The following is a 21,546-nucleotide window of genomic DNA, read 5'->3' as shown; positions in this document are numbered from 1 at the left end:
CCATGACCGACCCGACCTATGAATTCACCCGCGCCATCACCCGCCGCCCGGCCCCCAGCGTTATCGATGGGCTCAGGGCCGAGGATATCGGCACCCCCGATCTGGCCCGCATGCAAAAGGCGCATGACCATTACGTCGCCACCCTGAAAAGCACCGGTGCCGAAGTGATCGAACTGCCCCCGATCGATGCCTATCCCGACGCGCTGTTTGTCGAGGATACCGCGCTTTGCCTGCCCAAGGGCGCAGTGCTGATGCGCCCCGGCGCCCCCAGCCGCATGGGCGAGGTGGCCGAGATGGCCCCGGCCCTGCGCGCCTGTTACGCCGAGCTGCGCGAAATCACCGGCCCCGGTCATATCGAGGGCGGCGATATCCTCGTCACCGGGCGCGAGATACTTGTGGGCCGCTCGGACCGGACCGATGCCGCCGGTGTGGCCGAACTGGCCGATATCGTCAGCGATTGGGGCTATACCCTGCGCGAGGTCTTTACCCCGCCCGGCGTGCTGCATTTCAAGACCGACTGTTCCCTCCTGGATGGCGAAACCATCCTGGCGACCGAGCGGCTTGATGCCTCGGGATGCTTCGACGGCTACCATGTGATCCACACGGCCCCGGGAGAAGAGGCCGCCGCCAACACGATCCGGTTCAACAAGCTGGTGCTGATGCCCGCTGGGTTCCCGAAAACCGCCGAGACTCTGGACAAGGCCGGATTCGAGGTTGTGGAAATCGACAACAGCGAATGCGCCAAACTGGATGGCGGCATGTCCTGTCTGTCGCTGCGGTTCTGAACCTGCGCCACCCCTCGTGGGGTGGTGCGGATTTCAAACTTTCAAATCTTCTTTTGATGTTGCTTGATCCGCAATCCGCTTGTTGCCGGTGACGAAAAACCCATGCCCTAATCGGCGCAGAGTTTTGGAGGCACCCCAACATGAAATCGCGTACTCGGGTTGTTGTCATCGGCGGCGGCATCGCCGGCTGTTCGACACTATATCATCTGACGCAAGAAGGCTGGTCGGACGTGGTTCTGGTCGAACGCAACGAGCTGACCAGCGGCACCACCTGGCATTCAGCGGCGCAGGTGACCAATTTCGGCATGAACCAGACGATGGTAGGTCTGAAAAGCCATTCCATCGCGCTCTACAAGGCGCTGGCCGAGAACGCGGAATACCCGATCAACTACCATCATGGCGATGGCGGCATCCGACTGGCCAACACGCCTCAGCAGATGCAGGGCTATCGTCATTTCGCCTCGATGGCGCGCGGCATGGATGTGCATTTCGAGGTGATCGACGCCGCCGAATGCGCCCGCCGTCACCCGCTGATCTCGACCGAGAACCTGCTGGGCGGGCTTTGGGATCCGCTGGATGGCGATATCGACCCGGCGCAGCTGTGCCAGGCGCTGGCCTATCACGCGCGCAAGGCCGGGGCCGAGGTCTATCGCAACACGCCGGTAACGGCGCTGACCCAGCACAAGGACGACACCTGGACCGTGCATACCGAACACGGCGATATCGACTGCGATATCGTGGTGAATGCCTGCGGCTATCGCGTCAACGAGGTGGGCGCCATGATGGGTGTGCATCACCCGGTCGCCTCGATGGAGCATCAGTATTTCCTGACCGAGGATATCCCGGAAATCGTGGCGGCAGGCCACCGCATGCCTCTGATCCGCTGTCCGATATCGGACTATTACTGCCGGCAGGAAAAGAACGGATTGCTGATCGGCTTCTACGAGCAGGATTGCAAGACCTGGGGCATGGACGGGATCGACCCGAATTTCGTCAACGCGCTCTGCCCGGACGATGTGGACCGGGTGATGGACGTGCTCGAAGGTGCCTTTGCCCGCATGCCCGCCCTGCGCGAGACCGGTATCCGCGCCATCGTCAACGGCCCGATTACCTATACGATCGACGGCGCCCCGCTGATCGGCCCCATTCCCGGCAAACGCAACGCGTTCTGCGCCATCGGCCTGCGCGCCGGTCTGGGCGAGGGCGGCGGCCATGGCTGGCTGCTGGCACAGATGATCGTACATGGCGAAGCCTGCTATGACACCTGGTGCATCGACCCGCGCCGGTTCACCGGGCACGCCAATGTGGAACTGACCGCGCTGAAAGCCGTTGAGGACTATCAGAACGAGTTCCGCTTTCATTTTCCACATGAACACCGCCCCGCCGGACGCCCCGCCAAGACCACGCCGCTGACCCCGGTTCTGGCCGCCGAGGGCGCCGAATTCACCGTTGTCAACGGATGGGAGCGGGTGGATTACATCAAGCCTGCGCCCGATTTCCACCCGACGCTCGGCTTTACCTTTGACGAGACCTTTGACCTGATCGGGGCCGAGGTGCACGCGGTACAGACCGGCGTCGGCCTGGCCGAGGTGAACGGCTTCAACCGGATCGAGATCACTGGTGCCGACCGGCACGCCTTTCTTGACCGGATGATCTGCGGCGCCGTACCCAAACGCGCGGGCCGGGTCGGGCTGTGCTATCTGCTGAACCATCACGGCAGGATCAAGGGCGAGGCGACGGTGGCGAACCTGCCTGCCTCGGATCGGGGTCCTGACCGGGTCTGGTACGGATCCGCCGCCGCCAGCGAGTTTCATGACATGGATTGGCTGCAAAGCCACCTGCGTGCGGATGAGGACGTGCATCTCCGCTCGCTCACCAATGACCAGACCATCCTGGTTCTGGCCGGTCCCCGTGCACGCGACGTGCTTTCAGCCTGCGCCCGGGGCGACTGGTCGCGCGCGGCCTTTCCCTGGCTCTCGGTGCGCGAATGTTTCATCGGCTTTGCGCCTGCCACTGTGCTGGGCGTCAGTTTCTCGGGCGAATTGGCCTATGAGATCCACGTCCCCAATGCCGCGCTCTATGCCGCCTATCTGGCGCTGCGAAAGGCCGGAGAGGCGCATGGCCTCACGCTTTTTGGCGCGCGCGCGGTCGACTCGATGCGCATGGAGAAAGGGTTCCTGCACTGGAAAGCCGATCTGATCACCGAATTCGACCCGTTCGAGACCGGGCTCAGCCGGTTCGTCAAGCTCGACAAGGGTGATTTCATCGGCAAGCAGGCGCTGCTGGACCGGCAGGGCAAGGACCCCGGCAGAAAGCTGGTGACCCTGCATGTCGATACGACCCACGCCCCCGCGCATCCGGGCGCCTCGCTGATGCAGGGGCAACAGGTGGTCGGGACCGTGACGTCCGGCGGCTGGGGCTATCGGATCGGCAAGAACCTGGCCTATGCCTTTGTCGATCCCGCGATGGCGGCGCCGGGCAGCAACATGATGCTGGATCTCTGCGGTGACATGGTGACCGCGCAGGTGATCGCGCCCTCGCCCTATGATCCCGACCATGCCCGCATGCGCGACTGACCCTTGCCTATCCGCCCGGTTGCAGCTTTCGTTAGCGCAGCCCCCTGATGCATCCGAACCGAAAGGACACCGACATGCCCAGCCTTCTCCCCTGCCCTGACCGGTGCCCGGCATGACCCGGCGCGTGGTCGGTATTCTTGGCGGCATGGGTCCCGAGGCGACGATCCTGCTGCAACAGCGGCTGCTGGCAACGGTGCAAGCGGCGGATGATGCCGATCATCTGCCACTGCTCATCGACATGAACCCGCAGGTGCCATCGCGCATCGCGCATCTGATACAGGGCACCGGCACCGATCCCGGCCCTACCCTTGCCCGGATGGCGCAGCGGCTGGAGCAGGCCGGCGCCACCGCGCTTGGCATGCCGTGCAACACCGCCCATCACTATGCCCCCGCGATCGAGGCGGCGGTGTCGATCCCGCTGTTGAACATGGTATCGCTGTCGGTGGCGCGGGCGCGCGCGCTGCTGGCACCGGGTGCGCGAGTGGGCCTGCTTGCCTCGCCCGCCGTGCGGATGGCGGGTGTCTTCGACGCAGCATTGGACGAGGCGCAGCTCGCGCCGCTCTGGCCCGAGGACGCCGACCGCATGCTGACCGCGATTCGCACCATCAAGGCCGAAGGGCCGGTACCCGCCGCGCGCGCGATCCTGATCAGCGCGGCAGAGGAGTTGGCAGAGAAAGGCGCGGCGCTCATCTTTGTCGCCTGCTCCGAATTCTCCCTGATTGCCGACAGCCTGCCCGGTATCCCGCCTGTCATAGACACGGTCGATGTGCTGGCCGAAGCGATCCGCGATCATACACGCGAATAGCGATAGTTTTTCATTATGAAATAGATCGGAAAATGCAACTTATTCCGATCAATTTCCTTTGCTAGTCTCATCTCATGACATCAGAATGCCCCGGCCAGTGCCGGTTCCTTCTGGTGCTGAAACCCATTCTATCAACTCACGATCGGAGACAGACATGGACGGAAACGACGCCCCCAGCGCAGGCCAATGCCCGGTGATGCATGGACATGCCGCAGGCAGCGGTATGCGCAACCATCATTGGTGGCCCAACCAGATCAATCTGAAACTGCTGCACCAGCATTCGTCCAAATCGGACCCGATGGGCGCCCATTTCAGCTATGCCGAGGCGTTCAAGTCGCTCGATCTAGACGCTGTAAAGGCCGATCTGACCGCGCTGATGACCGACAGCCAGGACTGGTGGCCCGCCGACTATGGCCATTACGGCCCCCTCTTCATCCGCATGGCCTGGCACAGCGCGGGCACCTATCGCCTGGCCGACGGGCGCGGCGGTGGCGGCACCGGCAACCAGCGCTTTGCCCCGCTCAACAGCTGGCCCGATAACGGCAACCTCGACAAGGCCCGCCGCCTGCTCTGGCCGATCAAGAAGAAATACGGCGACAAGATCTCGTGGGCCGACCTGATGATCCTCGCCGGCAACGTGGCGCTGGAATCGATGGGCTTCAAGACCTTCGGTTTTGCCGGTGGCCGCCCCGACATCTGGGAACCCGAAGAGGACATCTATTGGGGGTCCGAAGGCGAATGGCTTGCCACCTCGGACAAGCCCAACAGCCGCTATTCGGGCGACCGCGATCTGGAAAACCCGCTGGCCGCCGTGCAGATGGGCCTGATCTACGTGAACCCCGAAGGCCCGGACGGCAATCCCGACCCCATCGCTTCGGGGCGCGACGTGCGTGAAACCTTTGCCCGCATGGCGATGAATGACGAAGAGACCGTGGCACTGGTTGCGGGCGGCCATACGTTTGGCAAGGCGCATGGCGCGGGCGATGCCGCCCATGTGGGCGCCGAACCCGAAGCGGCCCCGGTCGAGGCGATGGGCCTGGGCTGGCTCAGCACCTATGGCTCCGGCAAGGCCGGTGACGCGATCACCAGCGGCATCGAAGGCGCCTGGAAACCCAACCCGACCAAGTGGGACATGGGCTATTTCGACGTGCTGTTCGGCTATGACTGGGAACTCGTCAAAAGCCCGGCAGGTGCAAACCAGTGGCGTGCCAAGGACGTGAAACCCGAGCATATGGTTGTCGATGCCTTTGACCCGGACAAACGCCACGCACCGATGATGACCACCGCCGACATGTCGCTGCGGATGGATCCGGAGTACGAGAAGATCTCGCGCCGTTTCCATGCCAATCCCGACGAGTTTGCCGATGCCTTTGCCCGCGCCTGGTTCAAGCTGACCCATCGCGACATGGGTCCGCGCGCCCGTTACTTGGGCAAGGAAGTGCCCGCCGAGGAACTGATCTGGCAGGATCCGATCCCGGCAGGCCCGCAGATCGACGCGGCGGATGCTGCGGCGCTCAAGGCGCAGATCCTGGCCTCGGGCCTGAGCGTGTCCGACATGGTGTCCACCGCCTGGGCCTCGGCCTCGACCTATCGCGGTTCTGACATGCGCGGCGGTGCCAATGGCGCCCGTATCTGCCTGGCCCCGCAAAAGGACTGGGAGGTCAACGAGCCCGCGAAACTGGCCCGCGTGCTGGGCGTGCTCGAAGGGATTCAGGCCGGGTTCAACAGCGGCGGCAAGTCGGTGTCGATGGCCGACCTGATCGTGCTGGCGGGCTGCGCCGGTGTCGAGCAGGCGGCGAAGGCCGCCGGTCACCAGATCGAGGTGCCCTTTGCCTCGGGCCGGGGCGATGCCAGTGCCGAACAGACCGACGCCGAAAGCTTCGAGGTGATGGAACCGGTGATGGACGGGTTCCGCAACTATCAGGCGCGCGAGCTTTCCACCTCGCCCGAGGAGATGCTGGTCGATCGCGCCCAGCTTCTGGGTCTGACCGCGCCGGAGATGACGGTTCTGGTCGCTGGTCTGCGGGTTCTGGGCGCCAATCATGGCGGTTCGTCCCATGGCGTCCTGACCAACCGTCCCGGCGTGCTGAGCAGCGATTTCCTGACCAACCTGCTGGACATGGGGACCGAGTGGAAACCGTCGGGCAAGGGCATCTACGAAGGCCGCGACCGCACCAGCGGTGCGCCGCGCTGGACCGCGACACGGGTTGATCTGGTTTTCGGCTCCAACTCGCAGCTTCGCGCGCTGGCCGAACGCTATGCCCAGGACGATGCTGAGGCCAGCTTTGTGGCCGATTTCGTCGCCGCCTGGGTCAAGGTGATGAATGCCGACCGGTTCGACCTGAACTGAACCGGGTCGGGTTGCAAACAGGACGGGGCGGCCCTGGCCGCCCCGTTCGCGTGTAATCTATGCTGCGCGCCCGGACATGGCGCGCTGTCGCAAAGCATGCGGGCTGACACCATGCTCCTTGCGCACCCACCGGGCCAGGTTGGAATGGGTGCCAAATCCGGTCGCCGCGATGATCTCGACCAGCGGCAAATTGGTCTGTTCCAGCAGCTGCCGCGCTCGCTCGATCCGCAGCGCTCGATAAACGGAAAGCGGTCCCTCGCCGGTCAGTTCCAGAAACTGGCGTTGTAGCTTGCGGGTCGATACGCCAAGCTTTCGCGCCAGATCGCCAATTCTGAGCGGCTCTTCGATATGCTCCTGCATCACCGCCAGCGAGCGGTCGATCAGCCGGTCGCCACGCGCCCTTTGCAACAGGCCCAGACTCAGACGGCTGCGCGCTTGCGACTCGGGCGCGGGCAGGCCCAGATAGGCACGCAGCGCGTTGGCGGTAACCTGCCCATGATCCTCGGCAATCAGGTCGAGCATCAGTGGCACCGCGGCAAAGCCGCTGACCGCACTTGCAACCGAACCCGACACCCCCGAGAGAGGTGCGTCGGGTAACGCCTCCAGACCCTCTTCAGCGGCAGCAGCGCGAAAATTGGGGTGAATCGCCAGCGCGCAACCGCGGGCCAAACCGGCATCACTCAGCAGAAAGACCGCGCCACCCACCAGCACCCGGCGCGGCGCTTGCGCCAGCAGCACCCGCAACAGCGGGCGCAGCGGGTCGGTCACGCTCCAGCGGGTACGGATATCGCCCAGCAGGATGACGGTACGCCGGGTCCAGCGGCGCGGATCGGCACAAGGTTGCGCGGCAAGCCGGTGTACCGAAACCCGATAGACCGGTGCGCCCAGAATTTCGTTCGTGGTGCGAAACAGGTCGGCCAGCATCCGCGCTGCCGAAGGCGGGCTGGCGTCGGGCAGTATGATGTCGATACCCCGCGCCGGATGCGCGGCGCGAGCCTGGTCAGGGCAGATCATGCTATCCTCCCCGTGCTGTCAAAAACGAGGCGGACGCTGGCGCCCGCCCCGGATCATGATCTTACTCGGCAGCCTCTTCATAGGCCTCCATCGGCGGGCAGGTGCAGACGAGGTGACGGTCTCCATAGGCGTTGTCGACCCGGTTCACCACCGGCCAATACTTGTCAACGCCCAGGTTGCCCGGCGGGAAACAGGCCTGTTCACGGCTATAGGGCCGGTCCCAATCCCCCACCAGATCACGCACCGTATGAGGCGCGTGTTTCAGCGGGTTGTTCTCGGCGTCGATCTTGCCGTCGATGATCTCCTGTGCCTCGGCCCGGATCGACAGCATCGCATCACAGAACCGGTCCAGCTCGTCCTTGGGCTCGGATTCCGTGGGTTCGACCATCAGCGTGCCCGCCACCGGCCAACTCATCGTCGGCGCGTGGAACCCGCTGTCGATCAGGCGTTTGGCCACGTCGTCCACCGTCACACCCGCCTCGTCGTTCAGCGGCCTTGTGTCGAGGATGCATTCATGCGCCACCCGCCCCGTCGCCGAGGTATAGAGGATCGGATAAGCATCCTTGAGCCGCGCGGCGATATAGTTGGCGTTCAGGATCGCCACCTTGGTCGCCTGGGTCAGGCCCGCGCCACCCATCAACAGCACATAGGCCCAGCTGACCGGCAGGATCGAGGGCGAGCCGAAGGGCGCCGCCGAAACCGGACCCACGGCGGTGCCGTATTCCGGGTGGCCCGGCAGATGTTCGGCCAGATGCGCCTTGACCCCGATCGGGCCCATGCCGGGGCCGCCCCCGCCATGCGGAATGCAAAAGGTCTTGTGCAGGTTCAGGTGGCTCACGTCGCCGCCGATCTCGCCCGGTTGCGCCAGGCCCACCATCGCGTTCATGTTGGCCCCGTCGATATAGACCTGACCGCCATGTTCATGAGTGATGTCGCAGACCTCGCGCACCGTCTCCTCGAACACACCATGGGTCGAAGGATAGGTGATCATGCAGGCCGCCAGATTGGCGCTGTGCTGCTCGGCCTTGGCACGGAAATCGGCCAGGTCGATATTGCCGTGATCGTCCGAGCGGACCGGCACCACCTGATAGCCCACCATCTGCGCGGTGGCCGGGTTGGTGCCATGCGCCGAAGTGGGGATCAGGCAGATGTTGCGGTGCCCCTGCCCCTGAGCCGCGTGATAGTTGCGGATGGTCATCAGGCCTGCATATTCCCCCTGTGCGCCCGAATTGGGCTGCATCGAGATCGCGTCATAGCCGGTGATCTGGCACAGTTTCTCGGACAGGTCGTTGATCATCTCGAGATAGCCCTGCGCCTGATCCTCGGGCACGAAGGGATGCAGATTGGCAAATTCCGGCCAGGTCACCGGGATCATCTCGATGGTGGCGTTCAGCTTCATGGTGCAGCTGCCCAGCGGGATCATCGCCCGGTCCAGCGCCAGGTCGCGATCGGCCAGACGCCGCATATAGCGGGTCATCTCGGCCTCGGCCCGGTTCTTGTGGAAGATGGGATGGGTCAGATAGGGCGTATCGCGCAGCGCGTAATCTGGCAGGCGATAGGCGCGGTTCTTGACGCTGTCATCCTTCTTGTCGATGCCAAAGGCACCCCAGACCGCTTCGATGGTCTCGGAGCGGGTCTGTTCGTCGAGCGAAATGCCGATCCGGTCGCTGCCCACCTTGCGCAGGTTTACACCGCGCGCCACCGCGGCCTCGATCACCGTCTTCTGCAGGGGGCCGACATCCACCGTGATGGTGTCAAAGAACACTTCCGGCGCCACTTTGAACCCGTGCTCCTCAAGCCCCGCAGCCAGACGCGAGGTCTTGCGATGCACCGATTGCGCGATCGCCTTGATCCCGTCGGGACCGTGATAGACCGCATACATCGAGGCCATCACCGCCAGCAGCGCCTGGGCGGTGCAGACGTTCGAGTTGGCCTTTTCGCGGCGGATATGCTGTTCGCGGGTCTGCAGCGCCAGGCGATAGGCCTTGTTGCCGCGCGCGTCGATGCTGACGCCGATGATCCGGCCCGGCATCGCCCGCTTGAGCTTGTCCGTGGTGGCCATATAGGCCGCGTGCGGGCCGCCATAACCCATCGGCACACCAAAGCGCTGGGTCGAACCGATGGCGATATCGGCACCCATCTCGCCGGGCGATTTCAGCAGCGCCAGCGACAGGATGTCGGCGGCAACGATGGCGATGGCGTTATGTTCGTGCAGCGCCGCGATTTCGGCGGTGTAGTCGCGCACATGGCCATAGGTGCCGGGATACTGGAAAATGGCGCCAAACACCGCGCCGGCCTCCAGCTCGGACGGGTCGCCCACCTGCACATCCACGCCCAAGGGCTCGGCCCGGGTGCGGATCACCGCGACGGTCTGCGGGTGACAGTTCTTGTCGACGAAGAAGGCCGCGTTGTTGGCCTTGGACCGGCTGGAGCGTTTCGCCATGGCCATGGCCTCGGCCGCCGCGGTGGCCTCGTCCAACAGCGAGGCGTTTGCCACGTCCAGCCCGGTCAGATCGCTGACCATGGTCTGGAAGTTCAACAGCGCCTCAAGCCGGCCCTGGCTGATTTCCGGCTGATAGGGGGTATAGGCGGTATACCAAGCCGGGTTTTCCAGGATGTTGCGCAGGATCGGCGCCGGGGTGGTGGTTCCATAATAGCCCTGGCCGATCAGCGAGGTCAGCACCTTGTTCTTCGAGGCCACCTGCTTCATGTGATAGAGCGCATCGCGCTCGGTCATGGCCGGACCCCAGTCCAGCGCCTCTTTCTGCCGGATCGACGGCGGCACGGTGGCGTCGATCAGCTGGTCGAGCGTCTTGAAGCCGATCACCTGCAACATATCGGCCATCTCGCGCGGGCTGGGCCCGATATGACGGCGGTTAGCGAAATCGTAGGCTTCGTAATCGGTGAGTTTGAAGGCCATGGCTCTGGGTCCTCGTCAGGCGGTGGGTGCCGCCGGCAAGGCCGGCGGCCTGCGGCTTAGCCGATCATGTCGTTATAGGCGGCGAGATCCATCAGACCGTCAAGCTGCGACGGATCGCTGAGCTTGATCTTGTAGATCCAGGCGTCGCCTTCGGGACTGTCATTCAAGGCGCCGGGATTGTCGGCCAGATCCTCGTTCACCTCGACCACCTCGCCGTCGACGGGGGCATAGATCTCGGAGGCGGCCTTGACCGACTCGATGACGCCGATCTCATCGCCCTGGGCAAAGTCATCACCGGCCTCTTTCTGCTCGATGAATACCACCTCGCCCAACTGATCGGCGGCGTGTTTGGTGATGCCCAGCGTGGCGATCTCGCCCTCGACGCTGAGCCATTCGTGGTCTTCGGAATAGTAGATAGTCATGTCAGTCGATCCTTCAGGTAGTGTATTTCGGCTGCGACGGGCGGGGGCAAGGTTTTGAAAAAACCTTGTAGACAAAGCCTTCACAAGGCTTTGCGCCCCTGCCGCGCGGCAGGGGTGACCTAGCGTTTGTAATTCTGCGCAACAAAGGGCAGTGCGACAACCTCGGCGGGCTGGGCCTTGCCCCGGATGATCAGGTTGACCTTTTCGCCGGGTGCTGCATGGGCACTGGCGACATAACCCATCGCCACCGGTGCACCCACCGTGGGGCCGAACCCGCCCGAGGTGATCTCGCCGATGGTCTCGCCGTCAAGGCTCTGGATCTCCACATGCTGGCGTGCGGGTGCGCGGCCTTCGGGCTTGATGCCGACCAGCTTGCGTGGGGCGCCTTCGGCGATTTCCTTCAGGACGCGTTCGGCCCCGGGAAATCCGCCCTCTTCGCGGCGCCGTTTCTGGATCGCCCAGAGCAGGCTGGCCTCGATCGGCGAGGTGCCGTTGTCGATGTCATTGCCATAGAGGCACAGCCCCGCCTCCAGCCGCAGGCTGTCGCGGGCGCCCAGGCCCGCCGGTTCGCAATCCTCATGCGCCAGGAACAGGCGCGCAATGCGGATCGCCTCGCCCTCGGGGATCGAGATTTCGTAACCGTCCTCGCCGGTATAGCCCAGCCGCGAGATACGGCAGTCTACACCGTCGATCTGGCCCAGCATCGTCTCCATGAATTTCAGTTCGCGCACGGCAGGGCAAAGACGACCCACCACATCCTCGGCACTGGGGCCCTGCACCGCAACCAGCGCGCGATCGAAGATCTCGGTCACCTCGACCCCGTCCAGATGCGCCGCCATATGGGGGATGTCCTGATGGCGCAGCGCCGCGTTCACCACGACAAAGAAGTAGTCGCCCGCGTTCGACACGATCAGGTCATCCATGATGCCGCCCTGCGCATTGGTGAAGAAACCATAGCGCGCCTTGCCTTCGGGCAGGGTGGAAAACACCTGCGGGCAGAGCTTTTCCAGCTTGGCGCCGATATCGTCCCCGCGCAGGATCACCTGCCCCATGTGGCTGACATCGAACAGCGCCGCCTTTTCCCGGCACTGCTTGTGTTCACCCATGATCCCCATCGGGTATTGCACCGGCATTTCCCATCCGGCGAAATCCACCATCTTGCCGCCAAGCTCGACATGCAGATCGTAAAGCGGGGTGCGTTTGGGCGTATCGGTCATGACTGGGGGATCCCTTGGGCTGAAAGACAGGATGCGGCGGAGAAGAGACCGTTCCGGCCAGGATCGACCCAGGCCGGGAAAAGGAGAGAGGGGCCAGCGGCGCGACCGGACCGGAACGGCAGTTTTTTGGAGGTGAACCCGTGGCCCACGGCTGGGGCGGGGCCTGGTTGGCCCTCCCCTCTGCCGATCAGTGACGAAACGCGCTTGCTCACGAGAACCCCCCTGAATGCCCTGCTGGCGCGACATTTGTATCCCGTCGCACACAAGGTAAGTCTCCTATAGGAAACTTTTCCCCTATTAGCAACAAAAGATTTGCATGAGAAAATTTGAATGGGTTAGGCTGCCTTGCAGGGAGATCGGGAAAACAAGGACAACTGCGATGGAGCCGATACAGGCCGACGACGAGGGGATGAGCCCCGACATGCTGGAAGCGCCCGATGGCGAAACGCTGGGCAAGATGATTCGCGATGCCCGCAAGGACAAGGGCCTGACGCTGGAGGAAGCGGCGCGGTCGGCCGCGATCGGCCGCTCGACCCTGTCCAAGATCGAGAACAACCAGACGCGGCCAAGCTTCGACATCATCCGCCGCCTGATGCAGGCGCTGGATCTGGAGACGCCACAACTGTTCGTGCAATCGGGCAAGAGCGACATCTCGGGCCGCCGCGATTTCACCCGCAAGGATCAGGGCGAACATCAGGTCACACGCACCTATGATCACGAATTGCTGTGCACCGAACTGACCAGCAAACGAATGTTGCCTTATATCAGCACGATCAAGGCCCGCGATGTCAGCGAGTTCGACACCTGGGTGCGCCACCGGGGGGAGGAGTTCATGTTCGTGCTGAGCGGCGAGCTGACCCTTTATACCGAACATTACCGGCCCCTGCCGATGAAGGCGGGCGACAGCGTCTATTACGACAGCGGCATGGGCCATGGCTGCGTCTCGACCAGTGACGAGGACGCGCGCGTGCTCTGGGTCTCACTCGAAGGTTAGGGCGGGCCGCTAGGCGCCCCGCCCCGCAGGGTCAGAACCCTTGCAGATAGGCGATGACGTTTTCGATCTCGTCTTCCTTCTTGAGCCCGGCAAAGGACATCTTGGTGCCCTTCATGAAATCCTTGGGCTTGGCCAGAAAGGCGGCCAGGCTTTCGTCGTCCCAGACCAGACCCCCGGCGGCGGCCTCGATCAGGGCGTCGGAATACTTGAACCCTTCGACCTGACCGGCGGCCGCACCGATGATGCCGTTCAGCTGCGGCCCGACCTTGTTGGCCGCGCCATCGCCGACCGCATGGCAGGCCTTGCATTTGTTGAACACTTTCTTGCCCTTGTCGGCATCGCCATCGGCCAGCGCCGGTAGCGCCAGCCCGGCGGCCAGAATGGTCAGGATCAGTCGGTTTTTGAACATGGGTTTCTCCTTCTCTCGGGGTTGCGGGTGCGGGGTTACAGCACCGGTGTCGCCAGCGGCTGGGTCAGGTCGACCGGACCCAGGACCGCGGCATCGGGAATGTCGTTGAGCGGCAGCGCCTGACCGCCATGGCGCGCGATGAACCGCGCGGCGGCCTCACGCGTGGCAAAGGGCACCAGTTCGGGCGCGCCCATGCCGCCTGCCACATCGGCGCCGGTGACAAACAGCGCGCTGTCAGCAGCGATCCAGTTGCCCGGCCCAGGCTCGGCCCAGCTGCGCGCGGCGCCCATGTCGCTGACATAGATGGCGGTGATCTCGGCCTCGCGCTCGGGGCTTTTGAGATAGGCGACCATGTCGCGCACCTGGGCAAAGAACAGCGGTGCCGGATGCCCCTTAAGGTGGATCTGACCCTTTGGCCCGCCATGCTCAGCCACGTTCATCTGACAGAAATAGCTGAGCGCGCTTTCGGTCAGATCGACAGGCACAGGCGGCGCGGCGGCCTCTTCCTCCTTGCAAGCGGCCAGCGTGATCAGGGCGATCAGGGCAAGGGCTCTCATGGCTCGACCCTCCGGAAGGCGGCGCGGGCCAGCAGCAGCCCCAGCACCGGCCAGATGAGCAGCGAGGCGGGTGCGGCCCAGACCGGCAGCGCCTGCGCGGCGCCGGTCATGCCCGAGGCCATGGCGACCCCATCGGTCGCGGCAATGTTCCACAAGCGGAAAGCGTCGGCCGGGTTGGCCACCATCACCCAGGGGAAGACGGATTGGGTGAAGGTGCCGCCCTTGTCCATGACCACGGCCCCCAACAGGCCAAGATCGTAGAGGACGACAAAAACCAGCCAGAGCCCGGCCGACAGACCCGCCGCCGCGGCCGAGCCTCGGGCGGTCGCGGACAGCAGGTATCCCAGCGCCAGAAAGGAAGCGCCCAGCAGGATCGAGGTGAGGATGAGGCGCAACAGCGCCATCAGGCTTTCAGGACCCGCGCCACCGAACCAGGCCGCCACCGCACCGGCAGTGCCAAATCCGACGGTCATGGCAAAGGCCAGCGCGGCCAGATGCGCGGCGAACTTGCCCAACAGGATTTCGCCCCGCCCCGCCGGATAGGACAGCAACAGGGGCAGGCTGCCCCGGTCCATGTCGCCCGCCACCGCGTCGAACGAGATCATCAGCGCCAGAAGTGGCGCGAGATAGACGCTGAGTGTGGTCATCGAGGCAACCGAGACCGTCAGCATATCGACCCCCAGCGTACCGGTGGGCGCGCTACCCGCAAATGTCAGCGCCAGCGCAAACAGTACCATGATCAGGGTCGCGACCAGCAGCCAGCGGTTGCGGCGCAGGATCAGCATTTCGGTTTGGGCAACGGCAAGAAAACGGGTCATTGCAACGTCTCCTTTGCATAATGGCGATAGAGGTCCTCCAACCGGGGCGGGGTCATGTCGACATCGACAACCGCCTCGCCCATGGCGGCGATGCTGCGCAGCGCGGTCATTTTGTCGGCGGGGTCGCACAGCAGTTCGACCGAGGCGCCGTTGACCCGGCTGCCGCCCAGCCGGGCGGCCAGCGCATCGGCGTTTTCGCGCGCCCTGACCCGCAGGCGGATCGGCAGACCCGCAAGCGCCGACAGGTTGGCCAGTGTGTCGTCGGCCACCTTGACCCCCTTGCACAGGATGGCGATGCGGTCGGTGCGGGCCTCGACCTCGGTCAGGGCGTGGCTGGCGATCAGCACCGCCGCCCCCTGCCCCGCCAGTTCGTCGATGATGGCATAGAGATCCTGGCGCGAGATCGGGTCGAGCCCCGATGTCGGCTCGTCCAGCAGCGCCACGCGGGGCTTGCCCAGCAGCACCTGCGCGAGGCCCAGCCGCTGCCGCATCCCCTTGGAATAGGCGCCGATGCGGCGGTCCATCGCGTCGGCCAGCCCGACCCGCTCCAGCAATCCGGACACATCGGCCCGTTCGCCGGACAGGCGGGCAAAGAGCCTTAGTTGCTCTCGCCCGGTCAGGGCTGGATGGAATGAGACCGCTTCGGGCAAATAGGCGGTATCGCGGCGGGCCTGTGCGCTGCCGGGGGCAGCAGCGCCGATGCGAATCGTGCCGCCATCGGTCGGGGTCAGGCCCAGGATGGATTTGATCAGCGTGGATTTCCCGGCGCCGTTATGGCCCAGCAGCGCCACGCGCTCGCCGGGGGCGACATGCAGAGAGATATCGCTCAGAACGCGGGTTGGTCCGCGATCCTTGCACAATGATGTGATGGTCAGGGCCTTATCCGTCATGAGGCACCTTTTTCAGAGCTGGGGGTTCAGGGGCTTTGATCAGGGCGTTGCTGTCGATCACGCCGCCGGGCAAAAGGGCCGGAAAGGCCGATTGCGACCAGCGCACCAACTGTACGGCGGGGGAGCCGAGCAGCAACTTGGCCGCCGGCTGGGTCCACAGCACATGATCCATGCTGTCGTTGGGGCGATAGGGCGCGTCGGCGATGCCGTCGCCATTGACGTCATAGGCGGCAAAATCGGACCAGTAGTTGCCGCGCCCGTCCTCGGACCATTCGACCCAACGGGTCGAGACATATTTCACCTGGGTCCGGTTGCCGACAAAAGCGTTGCCTACGATCCGGTTGCGCTCGGACCCGGCGGTGAAATGGATGCCGATGCCGCAGCCTTCGAACCAGTTGTCGGTAAACTCGTTCTTGTTGGCATTGTAGAGGAAGGTGCATTTCTCTTTCGCCCCCTTCACCACATTGCCCGAGATCACGCTGTCATTGGCATAGTTCAGCATGACCCCATGTTCGCGGTCGCCGATCGAGACATTGTCGACCACCTTGACCCGGCTGGTGAACATCACCGCATAGCCCAGGTCGTTGCCGATCGAGACATTGCCCGAGACCTCGGAATTGTCGGCATACATGTAATGCACGGCAAAACGCAGATCGCGGAACAGGTTGTCGCGAAAGATGTTGCGGCGCGAGGAGTTCACGAAGATGCCGTCGCGCCCGTATTGGATATCGTTGTCCTCGACCACCGCGCCGGGGGCGTTCCAGACATAGACGCCGTTGCCGCGCGCGTTCATATGGCGGTCCTGGCGGCCCTCGATCCGGTTGCCCTTGACCAGCGCATCCTTGGCGCCGTGGATATCGACGCCGTAGAGATTGCCGATCAGCACGTTGTTTTCCACTACCGGCGCGCGGGCGGTCTTGGTCAGCTGGATACCGCTGTCGATGCCGTCATGGTTCGAACCCGAGCCGATCACGGTGAGCCCGCGCAGGGTCACGCCGGGGCCGGTCACGGTGATCACGCTGCCGGTGCCTTGTCCGTCAATAGTGGCCTGCCCCATCCCGTCAAGGGTGACGGGCCGGGACAGGACCAGAGTTTCGGCATAGATGCCGGGCGCCAGGTGGAGGGTGTCACCATCCGCCGCCTGGGCCAGTGTCCGGGCGATGGCCCCCGCCCGGTTGGGCACGTCCCAATCAGCCGCCCAAAGGGGCGTGGCAAAAAGAAACGCGATCAGCAGGGGCCAGCGCATGGTTTATGCTCCCCGCGGTTCGACAAACATCCGGCCGCGCATTTCCATGTGCAGCGCGTGGCAGAACCACTGGCAATAGAACCAGTGCACACCCGGACGGTCGGCGATGAAGGTGACCGAAGCGGTGGCCTGCGGCGCCACTTCCATCGCGATGCCAAAATTGGCCATGCACAGCCCGTGGGTCACGTCATCCACATCGTCGAGGTTGGTGACATAGATCGTCACCTCGTCGCCCTGTTTCACCGTGAACTTCTCAAGGCTGAAGGTCGGCGCGACCGAGGTCATGTAGACCCGCACCTTGTTGCCGTCGCGGATCGGTTCCTCGGCGCCTTCCTCCAGATCGACACCATCGGCGGCGGCCTGCTGGCGGGCGTCTTCCCACATCGGGTCGTTGCGATCCCAGACGTTGACCGGGTTCACCTTGGACCGGTGCACGATGATGCTGTCATGCGGCTCGGCAAAGGTCGGGCCGTCATGCACCACCTTCATCCTGTCGCCGGAGATGTCGATCAGCTGCTCGTTCTCGGGCTTGAGGGGGCCTACATTCAGGAACCGGTCCTTCGAGAACTTGTTCATCGAGATCAGCCATTTGCCGTCGGCCTCGGCGGTTTCACCCATCGAGGTCGAGTTGTGGCCCGGCTGATACTGCACATCGACCTTGTCTAGGATCGGGTCGACATCGGCACCGGCATAGGCCTCGATCGCCTTTGCGATGTTCCACTTCACCACCTGGCTGTCCAGGAACAGGGTGGTATAGGCGTTGCCCTTGTTGTCGAACGCGGTGTGGAGCGGCCCAAGACCCAGCTGCGGTTCGGCCACGATGGCCGAGCGCGGATCGGCATCCTCAGAGAACAGCGCGTCCACCTTCTCGACGTCGATGACCGAGACGGTCGGGCTGAGCTTGCCGTTGATCATGATGTGGCGCTTGTCGGGGGCAGCGTTACAGCCATGCGGGCTGTTGGGGATCGGGATATAGCGGGTATAGTTCTTGCCCGCACCCTTGCGCCCGTCGACAACCTTGACGCCGTTCAGCTCCTGATAATCGCCCGCGGCGATGCCGGCCTCGATTTCCTTGAGGTTGAACACGACCACATGGTCCTGCTCGTTCTCGGTCATCTCGGCCAGGTTCATGCCCATTTCCGAGTTGTACGAGGTCGAGAAGGCGTATTTGCCCTGATAATCGCAATCGGTGTTGTCGAGGTTGCCCGACACGATCACCTGCCAGGCGATTTCCATGCTGTCACCGTCAATCGCGGTGAAGATGTTCACATATTGCGACGGATCGTCGAGGATCTGGCCGTCATTGACCAGCGGCGCCTCATGCTCGCCATTGGCAAAGACATAGCCGGTGCGCGGGTATTTCTGCGGACGCAGGCCGTGGATGTCATGCGCGTTGGGGATCTCGATGATCTTGTCGCATTTCATCACGTCGCAGCGGACGCGGGCAACCCGGGTGTTGGCCTTGTCGTTCATGAACAGGTAACGGCCGTCATAGGTGCCATCGGTGAACGACATATGCGGGTGGTGCAGGTCGCCGTTGTCATAGGTCTTCTTGCCGTTGGACGCCAGAAACTGCTTGGTTTCGGGCAGCAGACCCTCGGTCAGCACCTTGAGCGACTCGTTGGTCTGGCCCCAGCCGGTGGCCGAGCAGCGGTTGAACACCGGCACCCGCATCAGCTCGCGCATCGAGGGGATGCCGAGGATGCGCAGCTCGCCGGTCTGGCCCGAGGACCAGAAGCCGTAATATTCGTCCAGCTCGCCGGGCTCCAGATTGGCCTTGGCGGCGGCGGATGCCTCGCGCGCGGTCATCAGGGTGGCGCCCAGGCCGGTGCTGGCGAGAACGGCGCCGGTTGCTGTCGCGCCCAGCAGGCCGCGGCGGGTGACGCTCAGGTTGTTATCGTGGTCCGACATGATCGTTCCTCCTTTCAGGAAGCTTCTTGCGGTTTGGCGTTTGGATGGTTCGCCGGTGGGTGTCCGAGGGTCAGTTTCGGATCGACCGTCCCTGTGCGCGCCCGCCGCTTGATCTGGCGGATGACGACGGGGCATTTGGCCTCGGACTGATAGAGCACCTGGCAATGCAGGCAGGTGATGCATTCGTTCGGGTTGATCTCGCCGGTGGGGTGGATCGCCTGAACCGGGCATTCGTTGGCGCAGGTCTGACAGGGGTTGCCGCAATCCTTGTAACGGCGCAGCCAGTCGAACATGCGGATGCGGGCGGGGATCGCCAGCGCCGCGCCCAGCGGGCAGAGATAGCGGCAATAGAACCGTTCGATGAAAAGGCCGATCAGCAAGAGCAGCAGCGCAAATACCACGAAGGGCCAGTCGCGCATGAACTTGAGAATGATCGCGGTCTTGAACGGTTCGACCTCGGCATAGGTTTCGGCCAGCGGGATCGAGACAAAGCTGAGACCGAACAAACCCAGGAAGATCATGTACTTCACCGGCCAAAGCCGCTCGTTCAGCCCCCAAGGCAGGGTCCATTGCGGCAGGCGCAGGGCGCGGGCCACCTTGTTGGTCAGTTCTTGCAGCGCGCCAAACGGGCAAAGCCAGCCGCAATAGGCCCCCCTGCCCCAGAAGATCAGCGCGGCGGCTACGGCGAACCACTGGATGAACACCAGCGGGTCGAGCAGGAAGGCGTCCCAGCTGAAGCCCGTGCGCAGGCTTCCCGCCAGCGCCATCAGGTTGACGACGCTCAGCTGGGCATTGGCATACCAGCCGATGAAGAACAGCGTTGCGGTCAGATAGGCGATGCGGAACCAGTAGAAGACGCGCGCATTCATCGTGGCCTGGAACTGGAAGAAGAATGTCGCCGTCAGCAGCAGCAGCATCGCGCTCAGGATGCCGATCTCGACCGTGCGGTCCTTCCAGATCCGTTGCCACAGCGCGGCCTTGGCGGCGGCCTCGTCGCCCGCATCCTCGACCACCGCCGGCGCGGCGGCGGGCAGCAGGAAGCGTTCCGGCAGGCGGTAGCCCAGATCGAAGGTGAGGAAGCTTTTCTCCACCGCGCCCACGGCGCGCTGCACCAAGAGTTGCAGGCGGAAGGGGGCGGCCGGGTCAAATTCGGCATCGGCGGGGATCTTGAACAGGTCAAGCTCGGAGAACGCAGGCGCATCCGTCGCCGCGACCGTGCCCAGGCGGCGTTGCTGACGGTCGAAGAACCGCACCGCGCTGTCGCCCTGGATCAGTTGGATCCGGTCGAAGATTCCGCCGCGCACATAGCCCGAGCCCTTGAAGCTGTAAGCACCACGCCCCAGAACCAGAATGGCTTGTTCACCCGGCTCCAACCACTTGAGAAAATTTGCATACTCCGCCTCGCCCAACAGGGTGCGGCCGATCTCGGGCACCGAGACCAGCGCCAGGTGCATGTCGATGAACGTATCCTCGGGCGCGCCCGGTTCGGGTCGCTTGATGGCGCGGGCGTCGCCGGTTGCCTCAAAGGCCGCGTTGACCTGCCCGATGTCCAAGGTCATCCGCCGGACCGAGCCGTCGCCCGACAGGGTGAACCAGTCGCTGGTCCCGGTCTGGCCCATGTCGATCTCGCGACGCGGGCCTTCGGGGGTGGCCGGCGAAAGGCCGCCCAGGCCCAGCGCGCGGGCCACCTTGAGCCCTGCGCGCACCAGACTGTCATCGATCACCATGATGGTGACGGTGGCGCCCGAAATGATGTCGAGATCATGCCCCTCGCCGCCGGTCTCGGCCTCGCGTTTCAGGTCAAGACCCTGATAGCCCTCGGTCAGGGCGACCATCTTGGAATTGGGAATGCCGATCAGCACGATCGGTTCGGAATGTTCCACCAGCTTGACGCCGGTCAGCACCGCATCGGCATCAATGGCGGCGATCACATGGATCGGCTTGCCGGAATAGCCGGTGGTGCCCACGAAATCCGAAGTCAGAAAGGCCCAGGCAACGGTCTCGCCACCCTTGAGCACCGGCGCCACCGGCACATCCTCGCGCAGCGGGCCAAAGGCGTCGGCACCGGGGGCCAGATCGGCGGGCGCAAGCGCGGCCAGAAACCGGGGCAGGTCGCTGGCCAGCGCCGGGATGGGGGCCAGAAACAGAAGGGTCAGCAGAACCCGGATGACGCGCGTGATCAGCACATCGCACCTCTCTTGTCTTGGAATGGGGGGCCACGGGTTTCAGGCCAAAGCCGGTGTCGCGCCGCCAGAGCCGGCACGTCGGTACCCGTCTGTTGCCGGACGTTGAGGAGGACCGGTTCGACGCCCCCGCCATAGGCGGGCGTCAGAAGATCAGTCGCTGCCGAACACATCAGGCAATCGCCGCAATCGGGGCAGGGATCATCCGTGCCCTCGACCGGCATCTGAATCCAGACCGCGCCCTCTTCCGAGCAGATCTCGATCCACGCGCCCTCGCCTGCCTGGGCCAGCTGCGGTGCCAGCAGTTGCAGCACCATCAGCACGATGCCCAATACACCGCCGACGCGGCGCAGGGCGCTGCGGGTCGAGTCCGGTGTGTCGGTTTGGCGGGGCATAAGCACCTCGGGCACGGGATTGCGTCTGGCCCGAGTCCTATGCGCCCCGCCGCG

The 21,546-nt window shown here is 64.1% G+C and carries 17 protein-coding genes; 5 read left to right on the top strand and 12 right to left on the bottom strand.

Annotated features, from left to right (window positions below):
* The first annotated feature begins 2 nt into the window (after positions 1-2).
* From AC2FNA_RS12775 to katG, 4 genes are all read left to right on the top strand, one after another.
* Positions 3-785 (top strand): dimethylarginine dimethylaminohydrolase family protein, encoded by a 783-nt coding sequence (locus tag AC2FNA_RS12775; protein ID WP_496827068.1) that lies wholly within the window; start codon positions 3-5, stop codon positions 783-785.
* A gap of 140 nt (positions 786-925) precedes the next feature.
* On the top strand, positions 926-3,361 hold the full coding sequence (locus AC2FNA_RS12770) for a GcvT family protein (RefSeq protein WP_496827067.1): 2,436 nt from the start codon (positions 926-928) through the stop codon (positions 3,359-3,361).
* Positions 3,362-3,473: 112 nt separating this feature from the next.
* Positions 3,474-4,166, top strand: coding sequence for a cysteate racemase (gene cuyB / locus AC2FNA_RS12765; RefSeq protein ID WP_496827065.1), 693 nt, complete (start codon positions 3,474-3,476; stop codon positions 4,164-4,166).
* A 154-nt stretch (positions 4,167-4,320) separates the two neighbouring features.
* Positions 4,321-6,516, top strand: a complete 2,196-nt coding sequence (gene katG / locus AC2FNA_RS12760) for a catalase/peroxidase HPI (RefSeq protein WP_496827063.1) — start codon at positions 4,321-4,323, stop codon at positions 6,514-6,516.
* A gap of 57 nt (positions 6,517-6,573) precedes the next feature.
* Here katG and AC2FNA_RS12755 read toward each other — a convergent pair whose 3' ends face one another.
* The 4 genes from AC2FNA_RS12755 to gcvT all read right to left on the bottom strand — a co-directional run bounded on the left by AC2FNA_RS12755 (position 6,574) and on the right by gcvT (position 12,089).
* Complete coding sequence (locus AC2FNA_RS12755) at positions 6,574-7,530, bottom strand: helix-turn-helix domain-containing protein (RefSeq protein ID WP_496827061.1); 957 nt, start codon at positions 7,528-7,530, stop codon at positions 6,574-6,576.
* 61 nt (positions 7,531-7,591) lie between these two features.
* Positions 7,592-10,450, bottom strand: a complete 2,859-nt coding sequence (gcvP, locus tag AC2FNA_RS12750) for an aminomethyl-transferring glycine dehydrogenase (protein ID WP_496827059.1) — start codon at positions 10,448-10,450, stop codon at positions 7,592-7,594.
* A gap of 56 nt (positions 10,451-10,506) precedes the next feature.
* Positions 10,507-10,872: a glycine cleavage system protein GcvH gene (gene gcvH / locus AC2FNA_RS12745; RefSeq protein WP_234143734.1), complete on the bottom strand. Its 366-nt coding sequence runs from the start codon at positions 10,870-10,872 to the stop codon at positions 10,507-10,509.
* Between the two features lie 119 nt (positions 10,873-10,991).
* The gene (gene gcvT, locus AC2FNA_RS12740; protein WP_496827057.1) at positions 10,992-12,089 is read right to left on the bottom strand and encodes a glycine cleavage system aminomethyltransferase GcvT; all 1,098 of its coding nucleotides are present in this window, start codon (positions 12,087-12,089) and stop codon (positions 10,992-10,994) included.
* A 379-nt stretch (positions 12,090-12,468) separates the two neighbouring features.
* On the opposite strand from gcvT, the gene AC2FNA_RS12735 reads away from it, so the two are divergent.
* Positions 12,469-13,083, top strand: coding sequence for a helix-turn-helix domain-containing protein (locus tag AC2FNA_RS12735; RefSeq protein WP_234140145.1), 615 nt, complete (start codon positions 12,469-12,471; stop codon positions 13,081-13,083).
* Between the two features lie 31 nt (positions 13,084-13,114).
* Here the strand turns inward: AC2FNA_RS12735 and AC2FNA_RS12730 are convergent, their stop codons facing one another.
* The 8 genes from AC2FNA_RS12730 to AC2FNA_RS12695 are packed head-to-tail and all read right to left on the bottom strand — an operon-like array spanning position 13,115 to position 21,492.
* A complete protein-coding gene (locus tag AC2FNA_RS12730) occupies positions 13,115-13,492 on the bottom strand; it encodes a c-type cytochrome (RefSeq protein WP_496827055.1) in 378 nt (125 codons plus the stop codon).
* Between the two features lie 35 nt (positions 13,493-13,527).
* Positions 13,528-14,049: a nitrous oxide reductase accessory protein NosL gene (locus AC2FNA_RS12725; protein ID WP_496827053.1), complete on the bottom strand. Its 522-nt coding sequence runs from the start codon at positions 14,047-14,049 to the stop codon at positions 13,528-13,530.
* Positions 14,046-14,867, bottom strand: coding sequence for an ABC transporter permease (locus AC2FNA_RS12720; protein WP_496827051.1), 822 nt, complete (start codon positions 14,865-14,867; stop codon positions 14,046-14,048). Before AC2FNA_RS12720 ends, AC2FNA_RS12725 begins: the two co-directional genes overlap by 4 nt.
* Entirely contained in the window at positions 14,864-15,757 is an 894-nt protein-coding gene (locus tag AC2FNA_RS12715) for an ABC transporter ATP-binding protein (protein ID WP_496827049.1), read from the bottom strand. Before AC2FNA_RS12715 ends, AC2FNA_RS12720 begins: the two co-directional genes overlap by 4 nt.
* Complete coding sequence (locus AC2FNA_RS12710; RefSeq protein WP_496827047.1) at positions 15,747-17,003, bottom strand: nitrous oxide reductase family maturation protein NosD; 1,257 nt, start codon at positions 17,001-17,003, stop codon at positions 15,747-15,749. The genes AC2FNA_RS12715 and AC2FNA_RS12710 overlap by 11 nt, the downstream gene beginning before the upstream one ends.
* Positions 17,004-17,006: 3 nt before the next feature.
* On the bottom strand, positions 17,007-18,914 hold the full coding sequence (nosZ, locus tag AC2FNA_RS12705) for a TAT-dependent nitrous-oxide reductase (protein WP_496827046.1): 1,908 nt from the start codon (positions 18,912-18,914) through the stop codon (positions 17,007-17,009).
* 14 nt (positions 18,915-18,928) lie between these two features.
* Positions 18,929-21,100, bottom strand: coding sequence for a 4Fe-4S binding protein (locus AC2FNA_RS12700; protein ID WP_496827044.1), 2,172 nt, complete (start codon positions 21,098-21,100; stop codon positions 18,929-18,931).
* Positions 21,094-21,492 carry a DUF2946 family protein gene (locus tag AC2FNA_RS12695; protein WP_496827042.1) on the bottom strand — a complete coding sequence of 133 codons (399 nt, stop codon included), beginning with the start codon at positions 21,490-21,492 and terminating at the stop codon, positions 21,094-21,096. Before AC2FNA_RS12695 ends, AC2FNA_RS12700 begins: the two co-directional genes overlap by 7 nt.
* Positions 21,493-21,546 lie beyond the last annotated feature (54 nt).

The sequence above is a fragment of the Ruegeria sp. YKSD163 genome (assembly GCF_059612905.1).
Note: the sequence above shows the minus strand (reverse complement) of the source record. Positions and strands in the feature narration are given on the sequence as shown.

Coding starts and splice junctions, on each gene's coding strand:
- AC2FNA_RS12775 (WP_496827068.1), top strand. CDS start 3: ATGACCGACCCGACCTATGAATTCACCCGCGCCATCACCCGCCGCCCG.
- AC2FNA_RS12770 (WP_496827067.1), top strand. CDS start 926: ATGAAATCGCGTACTCGGGTTGTTGTCATCGGCGGCGGCATCGCCGGC.
- cuyB (WP_496827065.1), top strand. CDS start 3,474: ATGACCCGGCGCGTGGTCGGTATTCTTGGCGGCATGGGTCCCGAGGCG.
- katG (WP_496827063.1), top strand. CDS start 4,321: ATGGACGGAAACGACGCCCCCAGCGCAGGCCAATGCCCGGTGATGCAT.
- AC2FNA_RS12755 (WP_496827061.1), bottom strand. CDS start 7,530: ATGATCTGCCCTGACCAGGCTCGCGCCGCGCATCCGGCGCGGGGTATC.
- gcvP (WP_496827059.1), bottom strand. CDS start 10,450: ATGGCCTTCAAACTCACCGATTACGAAGCCTACGATTTCGCTAACCGC.
- gcvH (WP_234143734.1), bottom strand. CDS start 10,872: ATGACTATCTACTATTCCGAAGACCACGAATGGCTCAGCGTCGAGGGC.
- gcvT (WP_496827057.1), bottom strand. CDS start 12,089: ATGACCGATACGCCCAAACGCACCCCGCTTTACGATCTGCATGTCGAG.
- AC2FNA_RS12735 (WP_234140145.1), top strand. CDS start 12,469: ATGGAGCCGATACAGGCCGACGACGAGGGGATGAGCCCCGACATGCTG.
- AC2FNA_RS12730 (WP_496827055.1), bottom strand. CDS start 13,492: ATGTTCAAAAACCGACTGATCCTGACCATTCTGGCCGCCGGGCTGGCG.
- AC2FNA_RS12725 (WP_496827053.1), bottom strand. CDS start 14,049: ATGAGAGCCCTTGCCCTGATCGCCCTGATCACGCTGGCCGCTTGCAAG.
- AC2FNA_RS12720 (WP_496827051.1), bottom strand. CDS start 14,867: ATGACCCGTTTTCTTGCCGTTGCCCAAACCGAAATGCTGATCCTGCGC.
- AC2FNA_RS12715 (WP_496827049.1), bottom strand. CDS start 15,757: ATGACGGATAAGGCCCTGACCATCACATCATTGTGCAAGGATCGCGGA.
- AC2FNA_RS12710 (WP_496827047.1), bottom strand. CDS start 17,003: ATGCGCTGGCCCCTGCTGATCGCGTTTCTTTTTGCCACGCCCCTTTGG.
- nosZ (WP_496827046.1), bottom strand. CDS start 18,914: ATGTCGGACCACGATAACAACCTGAGCGTCACCCGCCGCGGCCTGCTG.
- AC2FNA_RS12695 (WP_496827042.1), bottom strand. CDS start 21,492: ATGCCCCGCCAAACCGACACACCGGACTCGACCCGCAGCGCCCTGCGC.